At 64.9% G+C, this 15,310-nt stretch carries 2 protein-coding genes; both read left to right on the forward strand.

What is annotated here, in order from left to right; genetic code table 11:
* Positions 1-3: 3 nt before the first annotated feature.
* On the forward strand, positions 4-13,587 hold the full coding sequence (locus AO356_RS28295) for a non-ribosomal peptide synthetase (RefSeq protein WP_060742639.1): 13,584 nt from the start codon (positions 4-6) through the stop codon (positions 13,585-13,587).
* A gap of 403 nt (positions 13,588-13,990) precedes the next feature.
* The gene (locus AO356_RS28300) at positions 13,991-15,256 is read left to right on the forward strand and encodes a glycosyltransferase (RefSeq protein WP_060742640.1); all 1,266 of its coding nucleotides are present in this window, start codon (positions 13,991-13,993) and stop codon (positions 15,254-15,256) included.
* The last annotated feature ends 54 nt before the right edge of the window (positions 15,257-15,310 follow it).

Here is a 15,310-nt window from a genome sequence, read left to right on the forward strand (position 1 = left end):
AAATTGAACGAACATAACGATAGTCTCGACCAGTTGAAACGTGCCGCCCTGCTGCGACTGCTCAAGCAACGTGGCGCGGCGCGTGTCATCGAAACCGTTGCCGACGACATACCCTGCGTCGACCGCGCCGCACCGCTGGCACTGTCGTTCGCCCAGCAGCGGCTGTGGTTTCTCGACCAGTTGGACCCGACCGCCAGCGCCGCCTACCACATACCCGCCTCGTTGTTGCTGCAAGGTGCCCTCGACCAGGCGGCCCTCACGGCAGCCCTTGATCGCCTGGTGGCACGGCATGAAAGCCTGCGCACCACTTTCCGCCGCGAGGGCGAACAGCCGGTACAAGTCATCGCCCCGGCCGATTGCGGCTTCAGCCTCGTGACCCATGACCTGCGACACCTGCCCCGGGAGCAGGCCGCAACCGAGGCCGCACACCTGAGCGAAAACGCCGCCGCGGCGCCGTTCGACCTGCTGCACGGGCCGCTGATCCGCGGCACCCTGCTCCGCCTGGCGGACGATGAACACCGGCTGCTGATCACCCAGCACCACATCATCTCCGACGGCTGGTCCATTGGCATCCTGGTCAAGGAATTCGCGAGCTTGTATCAGGCATTCAGCGCGGGGCAGCCCGACCCGCTGCCGCCGCTGACCCGGCAGTACGCCGACTACGCAGCCTGGCAGCGCCAGCACCTGGAAGGCGAGCGCCTGGAGCGACAAGTGGAATTCTGGCGCGCCCACCTGGCCGGCGCCCCGGCGCTGCTTTCATTGCCGACCGACCGGGCGCGTCCGGCGGTCCAGAGCTACCGCGGCGAAACCCTGGGCTTCGACCTGCCGGCGTCGTTGTCCGCCGCCATCGTCCAGTTCGCCCAGTCCCGCGCCGCGACGCCGTTCATGACCTTGATGGCTGCCTGGGCGGTCTTGCTGGCCCGCATCAGCGGTCAACAGGACCTGGTGATCGGCACCGTCGCCGCCAACCGCGACCGCCACGACGTACAGGCGCTGATCGGGTTCTTCGTCAACACCCTGGCCCTGCGCGTGCGCCTGGAAGCCAACCCGACCCTTGACCAGGTACTGCAGCAGGTCAAGCAATTGATGCTGGAATCCTCCACCCAGCAGGACACCCCATTCGAACTGGTGGTCGAGGCCCTCAAGCCTGCGCGCAGCGCCAGCTACAGCCCCGTGTTCCAGACCATGCTCTACACCAATGCCGCAGGTGCCGGGGGCCAGTTGCAGTTGCCGGGGCTGAACCTGGAGTTCCTGCCCTCGCGCAAGGACAACACCCAGCACGACCTGTCCCTGCACATCGACGAAGGCGGCCCGAGCCTGTCCTGCAGCCTGTCGTATTCCACCGCGCTGTTCGACGCCGCCACCATCGAACGCCTCGCCGCGCGCTTCGAGCGCCTGTTGCACTGCTTTACCGACGCCCCCGACACCCGTATCGGAGCCCTGGAACTGGACCCGCCCCAAGCCTTGCCCGAGGTCACCGCACAAGTCTCCGGGCCAGGACAGACCCCGCTGTCCTATCACCAGGAGCGGCTGTGGTTCGTCGATACCTTCGAAACCGGCTACCTGTACGACGCCAATCCGGTCTATCACAACATTGCGTTACTGCTGGAGTTGACCGGTGAGATCAATCAACCGGCCCTGCAAACCGCCCTCGACGGCTTGCTGGCCCGCCACGACATCCTGCGCTGCCGGGTATTGAGCGACGGTAGCCGGGCCTGGCAACACTTCGACGGCCCGGCCAGCCTGACGCTCGAACTGATCCAGGGCAACCCCGACGACTTGGCGGGCCAGGCCCTGGCCGCGACCCGTCGCCCGTTGAACATGGACGGCGGCAGCCTGGTACGTGCCAGCCTGGTACGGGCAAGCGATCAGCATGGGATCCTGGCCATCGCCGTGCACCATCTGCTGGCCGACCGCAGCGCCATGCAGTTGCTCAAGCGCGACCTGCTGGCCCTCTACGAAGCCGCCTGCGCCGAGCGCAGCGCCGACCTGCCGGCATTGCCGCTGGGCTATGGCGACTTTGCCGCCTGGCAACGCAACCTGCCGGCCACCGCGCTGGAAAACCTGCGGGCCTATTGGGCCTATCAACTGCGCGGCAAGCTGCAAGCCCTGGAGCTGCCCCTGAATCGACCCCGGGCGGCGGTGCATGTGTTTGCCGAAGCCACCCACGGTTTCACCCTCGAACCGGCGCTGGCGCGGCGCCTCGAAGCATTGGCCCGGGAAGTCGGCGTGAGCAGCGACAGCCTGGCCCTGAGCGCATTCACCGCGCTGTTGCGCCGCTACGCCGGCCACGATGAACTGGTGATCGGCACCACGGCCGCCTGCCGTGAGCCGGCCCTGCGGGATGTCGTCGGGCCGCTGGACAATCTGCTGGTCATGCGTGGCCTGTGCGACAGCGACACCACTTTGCAACAGCTTTGGGAGCAGACCGCCAACAACCTGACCGAGGGCCTGCGCCACCGGCACATGCAGTTCGACCAATTGGTGCTGGCCCTCAACCCGGCCAAGGACATGAGCCGCACCGCGCTGTTCGACGTGCTCTTCAATTTCCAGCGCACCACCGACCACGACACGCTGGTGGCGGGCCTGGCGGTCAATACGCTGGAAACCAACCTGGGTTATGGCAAGAACGACCTGCACCTGCTGATCACGGCCGATGAATCACACTGGGCCGGACACCTGGCGTACAACGCGGAATTCTTCGACGCCGAATTCATCCAGCAGTTGATGCGCCACTACGTGCGCCTGCTGGAAGCTTTTGTCGAGGATTCGCAGCAGCGGGTCGACGACGTCCCGCTGCTGGATGCCGCCGAACGCCAGCGACAGATCCTCGACTTCAACGACAGCGAAGCGGCCTGGCCCGAGACCCTGACCCTGCATCAGCTCTTCGAAGAACAGGTGCGTCAGTACCCGGACCGCATCGCGGTCAATCTGGGCCTGGAGCGCCTGAGCTATCGACAGCTCAACGAACAGGCCAACCGCCTCGCCCACCGCCTGCGAGCGGCCGGCGTGCAGCCCCAGGAACTGGTGGCCATCGCCCTGGATCGCTCGGTACAGATGATCGTCGCCACCCTGGCGGTGCTCAAGGCCGGCGGTGCCTACGTGCCCATCGATCCGAGTTCGCCCCAGGAGCGCATCGCCTATGTGCTGCGCGACAGCGGCGCCCGCAAGGCCATCGCCCGCCAGGACATGAGTCCGGCGCTGCAGGCCCTCGGCATCGAAGTCTTCGATGCCGCCACGGACAGCGGCGTCAGCGCCGCCAACCTGCCCAACTTCAGTGCCGCGGACCACCTCTGCTACGTGATCTACACCTCAGGCTCCACCGGGGAACCCAAAGGTGCGTTGCTCGAACACCGCAACGTCGTGCGCCTGCTGCACAACAATCGACTGGACTTCCAGTTCAGCGCCGACGATGTCTGGTCGCTGTTCCACTCCAATGCCTTCGATTTCTCGGTCTGGGAAATCTTCGGCGCCCTGCTCTACGGTGCGCGCCTGAGCCTGGTGCCCGAGGCCCTGCGCCGCGATCCGGTGGAACTGCTGGGTTTCCTTGAAAGCGAACAGGTGACGGTGCTGAACCAGACACCGTCGGCGTTCCTGCAACTGAGCGCCGCAGCCCTGGCGACGCCGCAGGTGGGCCTGGAACATTTGCGCTATGTGATTTTCGGCGGGGAAAGCCTGGAACTGGGCAAGCTCGACGCCTTCCACCGTGCCTTCGGGCATGTGGCGCTGGTGAACATGTACGGCATCACCGAAACCTGCGTGCACGTGACCTACAAGGCCATTGGTGCGGCGGACATCGCCGCCGGCGTCTCCAATGTCGGGCGGCCGATTCCGACCACCGTGGCCTACGTGCTCGACGCCCGTCAACGGCTGCTGCCGGTGGGTGTGGCCGGTGAAATCTGCGTCGGCGGGCTGGGTGTGGGGCGCGGCTACCTGAACCGTCCGGCCTTGAGCGCCGAACGTTTCATTACCGACCCGTTCCGACCTGGCGAACGACTGTATCGCTCAGGAGACCTGGGCAAGCTGCTGGACAATGGTGAAATCGTTCACCTGGGCCGGATCGACGCCCAAGTGAAGATTCGCGGTTTCCGCATCGAACTGGGGGAGATCGAAGCCAAGCTGCTGGCCTGTAACGGCGTGCGTGAAGCGCGGGTGTTGGCCCGCGAAGACGCGAGCCAGGGCAAGCGCCTGATCGCCTACCTGATCCCTGAGACGGGCGCGGTGCTGCAAGTGGCGGCATTGCGCAAGCAGTTGGGGGCGACCCTGCCCGACTACATGATTCCGAGTGCCTTTGTCAGTCTGCAGGCCTACCCGCTCACCGCCAACGGCAAGCTGGACCAGGACGCACTGCCGGCACCGGACCTGGACGCCATGTCCGAGCGCGGTTATGCCGCGCCCGAAGGTGCCGTCGAAGTGGCCCTGGCGCAGATTTTCCAGGAATTGCTGGGTCTGGAACGCGTGGGCCGCAGTGACAGCTTCTTTGAATTGGGCGGGCACTCGCTGCTGGCCGCGCAACTGGTTTCCCGAGTGCGGCAACAGTTGGGCGGCGAACTGATGCTGCGCGAACTGTTCAGTCATCCCACCGTGGAGGAACTGGCGCGGGTCGTCGGCAACCTGCAAACCGTCAGCACCGAGACCATCGGCATCGCCGACCGCACCGCACCGTTGGCGCTGTCGTTTGCCCAGCAACGCCTGTGGTTTCTCGACCAACTCGATGCAAACGCCAGCACCGCTTACCACATGCCCGCGTCCTTGCTGCTGCGCGGCGATCTCGACCACGCCGTGCTCAAGGCTGTCCTCGACCGCTTGGTGGCGCGTCACGAAAGCCTGCGGACCACCTTCGATCGTCATGGCGAACAACCGGTGCAGATCATTGCCCCGGCAGACTGCGGCTTTGCCTTGGCCGAGCAGGATTTGCGCAGCCTGCCTTATGAGCAGGCCAGCATCAGCGCCTCTCGCATGGCCGACAGCGAGGCCGCGGCGCCGTTCGATCTGCGCCAGGGACCGCTGATTCGTGGGCGGCTGCTGCGCCTGGCCGACGACGAACACATTCTGCTCATCACCCAGCATCACATCATCTCCGACGGTTGGTCGGTGGGTGTCCTGGTCAAGGAATTCGCCACTCTTTATCGGGCCTTCAGTCAACACCAGGCCGATCCGCTGCCCGCGCTGTCGGTTCAATATGCCGATTACGCCGCCTGGCAGCGCCAGGTTCTCGACAGCGAGCGCCTGAGCCACCAGGCCGACTTCTGGCGTGAGCAGCTTGGCGGCGCGCCGGCGCTGTTGTCCTTGCCCACCGATCGCCCGCGCCCGGCGGTACAAAGCTACCGGGGTGGCGACGTCAGGGTGAACATCGCTGCGCCGTTGCGCGAACGCCTGGAACGTTTTTGCCAGGCACACAACGTCACCCTGTTCATGGCGTTGCTCAGTGCCTGGTCGGTCCTCATGGCACGCCTGGGCAACGAACCAGACGTCGTGATCGGCGTACCGACGGCCAACCGTGGCCGCACCGAAACCGAAAACCTGATCGGCTTCTTCGTCAACACCCTGGCCTTGCGGGTAGACCTTGGGCAAAACCCGAGCGTGGCGCAGTTGCTGGAGCAGATCAAACAAACCACCCTGGCGGCCCACGAACATCAGGACATTCCTTTCGAGCAAGTCATCGAAGCCTTGCAACCACCGCGCTCCCTGAGCCACAACCCGCTGTGCCAGGTCGCCCTGTCGCTCAACAATACCCCTGGCGGCGTTGAACTGAGCCTGCCCGGCCTGACCCTGGTCCCCGTGGCCCAGGCCCATGAAACCTCGCAGTTCGACCTGATGCTGACACTGGACGATGACGGTGGCACGCTGGGCGGCGTGATCGAATACGCCAGCGACCTGTTCGACCATCGCACCGTGGAACGCTTCGCCCAGCACTTCCAGACCCTGCTTGAGGCCATGATCGAGGACCCCGCACAGCCGGTGCTCGCCCTGCCGCTGCTCACCCCGGCACAGCGCCAGGCCTCACCGGCGACGCTGCCGCCCAAAGCCGTGTTCGCGGCGCAACTGCTGATTCATCAACGCTTCGAACAGGTCGCCGCCGCCCAGCCCCACGCCACCGCCCTGGTCCTGGGCGAACGCGAACTGAGCTATCAGGCACTCAACCGCCGCGCCAACCGCATCGCCCGTGAACTGCTCGCCCAAGGCGTACGGCCCGATGACCGGGTAGCGATCCTGGCCCGCCGCGGGGTGGAAATGGTCTGCGCGGTGCTGGCCGTGCTCAAGGCCGGTGCCGCCTACGTGCCACTGGATCCGGCCTACCCCAGCGAACGCCTCGGCTACCTGCTCGACGACAGCACCCCGGTGGCCTTGCTGGCCCAGCCTGACTGCCTCGCCGTGCTGCCCGAGCATGCCGTGCCGGTGGTGCACCTCAAGGATTACGTCGCCACAGACGACCTGACAGACGTGTCCCTGGACCACAACCTTGAAGCCAGGGCGCTGGGCCTGACGCCGCGGCACCTGGCCTACGTCATCTACACCTCGGGGTCCACCGGGCTGCCCAAGGGCGTGCTGGTGGAGCACGGCAATGTCGCACGGCTGTTCGATGCCACCGCCGGGTTGTTCGACTTCGACCAAAACGACGTGTGGACGCTGTTCCACTCCTTTGCCTTTGACTTCTCGGTCTGGGAAATCTGGGGCGCATTGAGTTACGGCGGCAAGTTGGTGATCGTCCCGAGCGACGTGGCCCGTTCCCCCGATGATTTCTATGCCCTGGTCTGCCAGCAGCGCGTCACGATCCTGAACCAGACGCCGAGCGCCTTCCGCCAGTTCATCGAGGCCCGCGAGCGCAGCGACCAGGAACATACCCTGCGCGAAGTGATCTTCGGCGGCGAGGCTCTGGACTTCCGCAGCCTGCGCCCCTGGACCGCACGCACTACGTTGGCCCGTACCCGTCTGGTCAACATGTACGGGATCACCGAAATCACCGTGCACGCCACTTACTACCCGATCAGCCAGGTGGAAATCGACACCGGCGCGCCAAGCCTGATCGGCCCGCCACTGCCGGACCTGTGCCTGCGTATTCTCGACGAGTACCGGCAACCGGTGCCGGTGGGGGTCAATGGCGAGATCTACATCGGCGGTGCCGGTGTGGCCCGGCATTACCTCAATCGCGACGTGCTGAATGCCGAGCGGTTCATCGGCGATCCGTTCGCCGTGGAGCCTGGCGCAAGGTTGTATCGCACCGGCGACATCGCCCGCTACCGCGCCGATGGCGGCGTGGTCTACGTGGGCCGCAACGACTCGCAGATCAAGATCCGCGGCTTCCGTATCGAGCTGGGGGAAATCGAAGCGCAACTGCTCGATTGCGCCGATGTCCGCGAGGCGCTGGTGATCGTGCGTGAAGACCGTCCCGGCGACAAACGCCTGGTGGCCTACCTGATCGCCCATGAAGGGACCGCCCCGGACTCCTCGGCCTTGCGCAGCCAGCTGGCCAGCGTACTGGCCGAACATATGGTGCCCAGTGCTTTCGTGACCCTGGAGGCCTGGCCGCTGACCACCAACGGTAAGCTCGACCGCGCAGCCCTGCCGACACCGGACTTGTCTGCCACCGCGAACCAGCACTACGAAGCACCGCTGGGGGAGATCGAAGTGACGCTGGCCAGCGCCTGGCAGACGTTGCTCGGGGTTGAACGAGTGGGCCGCCAGGATCACTTTTTCGAACTCGGCGGCCACTCGTTCCTGGTCATCAGCCTGATCGAGCACCTGCGTCAGGCGGGTCTGCAACTGGATGTGCGCACGGTCTTCTCTGCGCCGACACTCAAAGCCATGGCGGCCGTCCTCGCCGGTGGCGGCACCACCCAACAGGAGGTCCCCGCGAACCTGATCCCCGCCGATTGCACGGCGATCGTCCCACAGATGTTGCCGCTGGTGACCCTGAGCCAACAGGAAATCGAGCAAATCGTCGCCGACGTCCCCGGTGGCGCCGGCAATGTGCAAGACATCTACCCCCTGTCATCGTTGCAGGAAGGCATTCTGTTCCACCACTTGTTGCAGGCCGAAGGCGACGCCTACCTGATGCGTACCGTGGTGACGTTCGATCGCCGCCAGGTGCTCGACGACTTCCTGGCCGCCGTACAGGTGGTGATCGACCGCCACGACATCCTGCGTACCGCGTTGCGCTGGCACGGCTTGTCGCAGCCGGTGCAGGTCGTTCATCGCCAGGCGCAACTGCCCGTCATGACCTTGGACTGCTTGCCCGGCGAAGACGCCTTGCAGATGCTCCGGGACCATACGGACACGCATCATCTGCGACTGGACCTGCAACGGGCCCCGTTGATCGCAGCGTACGTCATCTACGACGAACCCCGGGCACAATGGCTGCTGGCATTGCTCGACCATCACCTGATCAGCGATAACGTGACCTTGCGCCTGATCATGCTGGAGATCCAGGCCGTCATGGCCGGCCAGGCCGACAGCCTGCCGCCGTCCCAGCCGTACCGTAACTTCATCGCCCGGGCCGCCAGCGTGCCCCAGGCCGACCACGAAGCCTACTTCCGTCACTTGCTGGCCGATGTGGATGCCACCACCGCGCCTTATGGTGTGCTCGATGTACGAGGCAACGGTGCGGGGATCAAGCGTGCGGTGAAACACTTGAGCGACGATCTCAGTGCCCAGGTGTATCGAACCGCACGCACTCAAGGGGTCCCGACCTCGGTGCTGTTCCATGCGGCCTGGGGCCTGGTCGTCGCGGCCACCAGCGGGCGCGACGACGGGATTTTCGGCACGGTGTTGTCGGGGCGTTCCCAAGGTACCGCCGGGGCCGACCATGCACTGGGGATGTTCATCAACACCTTGCCGATGCGCATTCGCTTGCAGCAGAACACCGTCAGCGACATTGTCCGCGACGCCTACCAGCAGCTCAGTGAGCTACTGACCCACGAACAGGCGTCCCTGGCCCTGGCCCAGCGTTGCAGTGCCGTGGATACGTCGCTGCCACTGTTCACCGTGATCCTCAACTGCCGCCATGGCGACCTGGTAAACGCGTCCGGGGAAAACGTCGCCGACATGGGCAGCCACGAAGGCATGCATTTCATCGCCTCCGAAACCCGTACCAACTACCCCATTGAAATTGCCGTGGCGAATGTGGGCAGCGGCTTCTCCCTGACCGCCCAATCCATCACCGGCATCGACCCGCAACGCATCGCCGCCTACCTCGCCCAGGCCGTGGCCGCGCTGGTCGAAGCCCTTGAACAAGCCCCCGAGCGCCTCGCCAGCGATCTGGACGTGCTCCCCGACACCGAGCGGCAATTGCTGCTGGCGGACTTCAACCACACCGCCACGGATTTCGGCACGGCGCAACCGATCCAGTACCTGTTCGAAGCCCAGGTCCAGGCCAGCCCCGACGCCGTGGCCCTGGTCTGCGAAAACCAAAAACTGACCTACCGCCAGCTCAACCGTCGCGCCAACCACCTGGCTCGGCAGTTGCTCGAACTGGGCGTCGAACCCGATCAGCGCGTGGCGATCTGTGCCGAACGCAGCCTGGACATGATCGTCGGCCTGTTGGGCGTGCTCAAAGCTGGCGCGGCCTACGTGCCCATCGATCCGGCCCATCCGGCCGAGCGCATGGCCTTCATGCTGCAGGACAGTCAGCCTCGGGCGCTGTTGACCCAAGCGACCCTTACCCTGCCGTCCGGCGAACTGCCGCGGTTGTTGCTCGACACGAGCGATTCGCTGCGATCGGCGAATGACGCGGCTTTTGATGCCAACCCGCAAGTGCCCGGCCTGACGCCCGAGCACCTGGCCTATGTGATCTACACCTCCGGCTCCACCGGCCAGTCCAAGGGCGTGATGGTCGAGCACCGTTCGGTGTTCAACTTCTGGCAAGTGCTCACCCGCACCACCCACCAGCATTGCCCAAGCCCAGCCACCGTGGCCCTGAATGCCGGGTTCTTCTTCGACATGTCGATCAAGGGCATCTCCCAGCTGTTCTCCGGCCACCGGCTGGTGATCATCCCGCAACTGATCCGCGCTAGCGGCCACGAGTTGCTGGACTTCCTCGAACAGCACCAGGTGCACGCCTTCGATTCCACGCCGTCGCAGCTCGACACCCTGCTCGCCGCCGGCTTGCTGGAACGCAGCAGCTACCAGCCGGTGAGCGTGCTGCTCGGTGGCGAGGCCATCAATGCCGCGACCTGGGAGAAACTACGCAACTGCCCGAGCATCCGCTTCTACAACATGTACGGCCCGACCGAATGCACGGTGGACGCCACCATCGACCTGATCCGTGACCTGGGCGAGCGTCCGAGCATTGGTCGGCCGATTGCCAACGTCCAGGTGCACGTACTTGACGCCCGTGGCGAACCGGCGCCGTTGGGCGTGGCCGGTGAGCTGCACATCGGCGGCGCCGGCGTGGCCCGGGGTTACCTGAACCGGCCGGAGCTGAGCGCCGAGCGTTTTATCGCCGATCCGTTCAACAGCGAACCGGACGCACGCCTGTACAAGACCGGCGACCTCGGTCGCTGGCTGGCCGACGGTACGCTGGAATACCTGGGGCGCAATGACTTCCAGGTGAAGATCCGTGGATTCCGTATCGAGTTGGGCGAGATTGAGAATGCCCTGGTGGCCTATCCAGGTATCCGCGAGGCCGTGGTCATTGCGCGGGAAGACAGCCCGGGCGACTCGGACAGCAAGCGCCTGGTTGCCTATGTCTGCGGCGACCCGGTCCCGGCCGAGCAACTGCGCAGCGCGTTGTTGAGCGGCCTGCCCGAATACATGGTGCCCAGCGCGTTCGTGCACCTCGATGCCCTGCCCCTGACCGCCAACGGCAAGCTCGACCGTCGCGCCCTGCCGGCGCCCGGCCAGGAATCCCTGGCGAGCAAAACCTATGAGGCGCCCCAGGGCGACACTGAAATCGCCATTGCCGAGATCTGGAAAGGATTGCTGCACCTGGATCAGGTTGGCCGTCACGACGGCTTCCTCGAGCTGGGCGGCCATTCGCTGCTCGCCGTACAGTTGCTCTCGCGGCTGCGACGCAAGCTGGGTGCACGGGTGACCTTGCGCGAACTGTTCGACGCGCCGACCGTGCGCGGCCTCGCCGCCCTGGTGCACGGGGCGTCGCCCACCGAGGCCGTGTCGATTCCCTTGGCCAATCGCGCGGGACGACTGCCGTTGTCCTTTTCGCAACAGCGGTTGTGGTTCCTCGATCATCTGGACCACGCGGCCGGTGCGGCCTATCACCTGCCCCTGGCCCTGAGCCTGAAGGGGGTGTTGGACAAGGCTGCGCTGCAAGCGACCCTCGACCGCCTGGTGGCGCGCCACGAAACCTTGCGCACGCGATTCGAATTGGTGGACGACGAGCCACTGCAAAAAATCGCCCCGGCCGACTACGGCTTCCGCCTGGAGCAGCAGGACCTGCGTGCAATGGCCCCCGCTGAACGCCAGGCCACGCTCGAGCATCTCGGCCAGATCAACGCCACGCAGTTGTTCGACTTGCACAGCGGGCCACTGATGCGCGGCCACCTGGTGCAAGTGACCGATGACGAACATGTGCTGTTCATCACCTTGCATCACATCGTTTCCGATGGCTGGTCCAACAGCGTCCTGGCTCGCGAGGTCAGCGTGCTCTACAACGCCTTCACTCAAGGCCAGAAAGACCCGTTGCCGCCCCTGGCGCTGCAATACGTGGACTACGCCGCCTGGCAACGACAATCCCTTGAAGGCCCGGCGCTGCAAACCCAGATCGACTTCTGGCGGCAACACCTGGAAGGTGCGCCCGTGCTGCTGAACCTGCCGCTGGATCGTCCGCGCCCGGCGATACAGCGGTATACCGGTGGCATCATCGAGTGCAGCTTTTCGCCCACCCTCAGCGCCGATCTGCGTGCATTCAGCCAGGCCCGGGGCACCACGTTGTTCATGGTGCTGCTGGCGGGCTGGTCAGTGTTGATGAGCCATCTGAGCGGCCAGGCAGATGTAGTGGTCGGCACGCCGGTGGCCAACCGTCAGCGTCCGGAGCTGGAAGCGTTGATCGGTTTCTTCGCCAACACCCTGGCGTTGAGAGTCTCCACCGAGCGTGATACCCGCATCGACGAGCTGCTGGGGAAAATCAAGGACCTGACCCTGGCCGCCTACAATCACCAGGACCTGCCCTTCGAACAGGTGGTGAGCGCCCTGCAACCGACTCGCAGCATGAGTCACAGCCCGTTGTTCCAGGTGATGCTGAGCCTGGACAACACGCCACCGGCACCGTTGCAGTTGCCCGGGCTTGAGGTGCAAACCCTGGCAAGCCCCCACAACACCACGCAGTTCGACCTGTCGCTGTCCCTGATCGACAATGGCGAACGCATCGCTGGCAGCCTGCAATACGCCAACGACCTGTTCGACCTGCACACCGTGCAGAACATCGCCGGATTGTTTGCCAAGGTCCTGGAAAACCTGGTGACCGACGCACAGCAATCCATCGGCCAGTTGTTGCAGGACACGCCGCCGCTGGAGCGCTCGGCCACTGCCGTCGTCCAGCCCGTCATCGCTGAAGACGGTCCCGTGCCGTTGCCTTATGAAGCGCCTCAAGGGGATACCGAGATCGCCATCGCGGCTCTCTGGCAGGACCTGTTCAAACAGGAACGGATCAGCCGCCATGACGACTTTTTCAGTCTCGGTGGTATTTCGCTGATGGCGGTGCAAATGGCCTCTCGCCTGCGCAAAGTCCTCGGTAAACCGATCGCCGTGCGGGACCTGTTCGTCGAGCCGACCATTGCCGGTTTCGCCAGGACCCTGGATGGCCAGTCCCGGCCCGGCGTCCAGCGCAATCTGGTGCCGATCCGCCGCACCGGCTCCCAGCGACCGCTGTATCTGGTCCATCCCCTGGGCGGTGAAGTGCAATATGCGCGGGACCTGGCGCCAACGCTCGATCCCCAGATACCGGTCTATGGCTTGGCCGCCAGTGGCTTGGTGGCGGGCGAGGCCCCGCTGTCCGATGTGCCGGCCATTGCAACGCGTTACCTGACGGCCATCCGCCAGGTCCAGCCGCAAGGTCCGTACCGGATCGCCGGTTGGTCGGCCGGTGGCCTGATCGCCTATGAAATGGCCCGTCAACTGCAGGCCGGCGGTGAGGCCATAGAGTTCCTCGGCATCATCGATACATCGACCCGTCCAGACCCGGTGCCCGAGCCATCGATCGGCGAAGCGCAGTTCCTGATGGCCTGGCTACCCGAGGGGATCGAGCCTGATCTGCTCCGGCAACTGACGGCGCTGGCGGAAGACTCTGCCATCGAGGCGATGCTGACACTGTGCATGACCCATCGCCTGCTACCGGAGGAGTTGCCCGATGACATCGACGCTGCCCTGCTGCGCACGCACTTGGGCGTTGCCTATGCCACGCGGCTGGCCATCGGCAGCTACGTCAGCCCGCCCAGCCCGCTCACGGTGTCGTTGTTCACTGCAAAAGATCAGCAACGCAGCGACCCGACCCTGGGCTGGCGTGCGTTGCTGCAGGATCAGGTGAACGTGACGGCCCTGCCCGGCACCCACAACACACTGGTCAAGGCGCCCCACGTGGCCCGGCTGGGCGAGGCGATTTCCCAGGCCTTGAAAACCGCCACGGTGTCATGACAGCCCCGGGCTGTCCTGCGAGCAATTCGCTGGGCAGCCCGAGGTGTGGAGGCTGATCCATCGTCATCGCGAGCAAGCTCGCTCCCACAGGGGATCCGAGGTGTTCATGAAGCTTGCATTCACCACAGGCCCCCTTGTGGGAGCGAGCTTGCTCGCGATGACGGCGGCACAGCCGACATCGGCACACGCTGCCCCACCGCTTCGCGAGCAAGCCCCACAGGTTTCATCCCTGATCCGCGGGCCGGAATGTCCCCGTTTTCCGCTACAGACGTTTCCTACCTGCAACCGCTTAAATACCCCCTCAAGCTGAATCGTTTTTTGTGGATGGAGTCCACAGGCGATGTCCGGTCGCCCGCCGATCAGGACTGTTACCCACCGCACGATCACTCTAAAAGGGAGCCTTATGCATGTGATCATTACGGCCATCGGCTCAGCCGGTGACGTTCACCCATTTATCGGGATCGGCCGCACCCTCGCCGCACGCGGGCATCGGATAACCTTTTGCGCCAGCGCGGCATTCGCTCCGGTGATCGAGCGCTGTGGCTTCAAGTTCCTGCCCTTGGGTACCCGCGAGGAATATCAAGCGGTCATGGCTGACCCGGCGTTGTGGCATCCGCGCACGTCACTGCCCACCCTATGGAAAACCGTCGGTGGCACGTTGCGTGAACAGTATCGGCTACTGGAACAAGCGTGTGACGACGACACCGTCCTGCTGGGCTCGTTGTGGGCATTTTCCGCGCGGCTGCTACAGGAAAGACACGGCATTCCACTGGTCACTGGCCAGGTCACCCCCTTCGCCATCTGGTCGCCCCTCGCGCGCCCCGTCCATCCACCTGGAACGAACCTGCCGGCCTTCGTACCGTATCCCTTGCGACGCCTGCTGCTGGGGGTCATCGAGCACACCTTCCTCGATCGGCTCATGAAGCCTGAGCTCAACGGTTTTCGCCGTGAATTGGGCTTGCCTGCGGTCAAACGCATCATCAGTCAGTGGATCTCCTCGCCCGACCGGGTATTGGGGTTGTTTCCGGACTGGTTCGCCCCGATCCAACAGGACTGGCCTGCCCAAACGGTACTGACCGGGTTCCCGTTATTCGATGAATCCGGCTTCGAGGCGCCAGACGCCGAGCTGGAGGACTTTTTGAATGCAGCCCCACCGGTGGTGTTCACCCCGGGTTCGACGACGGTCAATGCCGAACAGTATTTCGCCGCTGCGGCGAAAGCACTGAAGTTGATCGACCGCCGCGGCGTGTTCCTGACCAGCCAGCCGGTCGACCCGTCGTTGTCCTGCGACGGCAGGATCCTGGTCAGGCCTTACGTTCCCATGAGCCGCATCCTGCCCCATACCTCGGCCCTGGTGCATCACGGAGGCGTCGGGACCACGGCCCTGGCAATCGCCGCCGGGGTGCCACAGATCGTCACCCCATTTGCCCACGACCATTTCGACAACGCCGCGCGAATGCAACGCCTGGGCTGCGGCTTGCAGGTATTCACGCCGGCCTCCGCCGAGTCGCTGGCCTCGGCCCTGGACACGGTGCTGAACAGCGCTGACGTGCGCGCCAGTTGTGACCACTACAGCAAGGCGATGGCCAGTGGTGACAGCGCCCGCGAAGCGGCAGCGCTGCAAATCGAGGCCATCGCCCACAGAGCCGCGACGTATCGCGTTGCGTAATCACGGATTGATTGGCGACTGACACAGCGCTGCCATTGGCCCGGCCAGAAGGCA

Origin of the sequence: Pseudomonas fluorescens, assembly GCF_001307275.1 — a bacterium.
Lineage (GTDB): Bacteria > Pseudomonadota > Gammaproteobacteria > Pseudomonadales > Pseudomonadaceae > Aquipseudomonas > Aquipseudomonas fluorescens_AA.

Coding starts and splice junctions, on each gene's coding strand:
- AO356_RS28300 (WP_060742640.1), top strand. CDS start 13,991: ATGCATGTGATCATTACGGCCATCGGCTCAGCCGGTGACGTTCACCCA.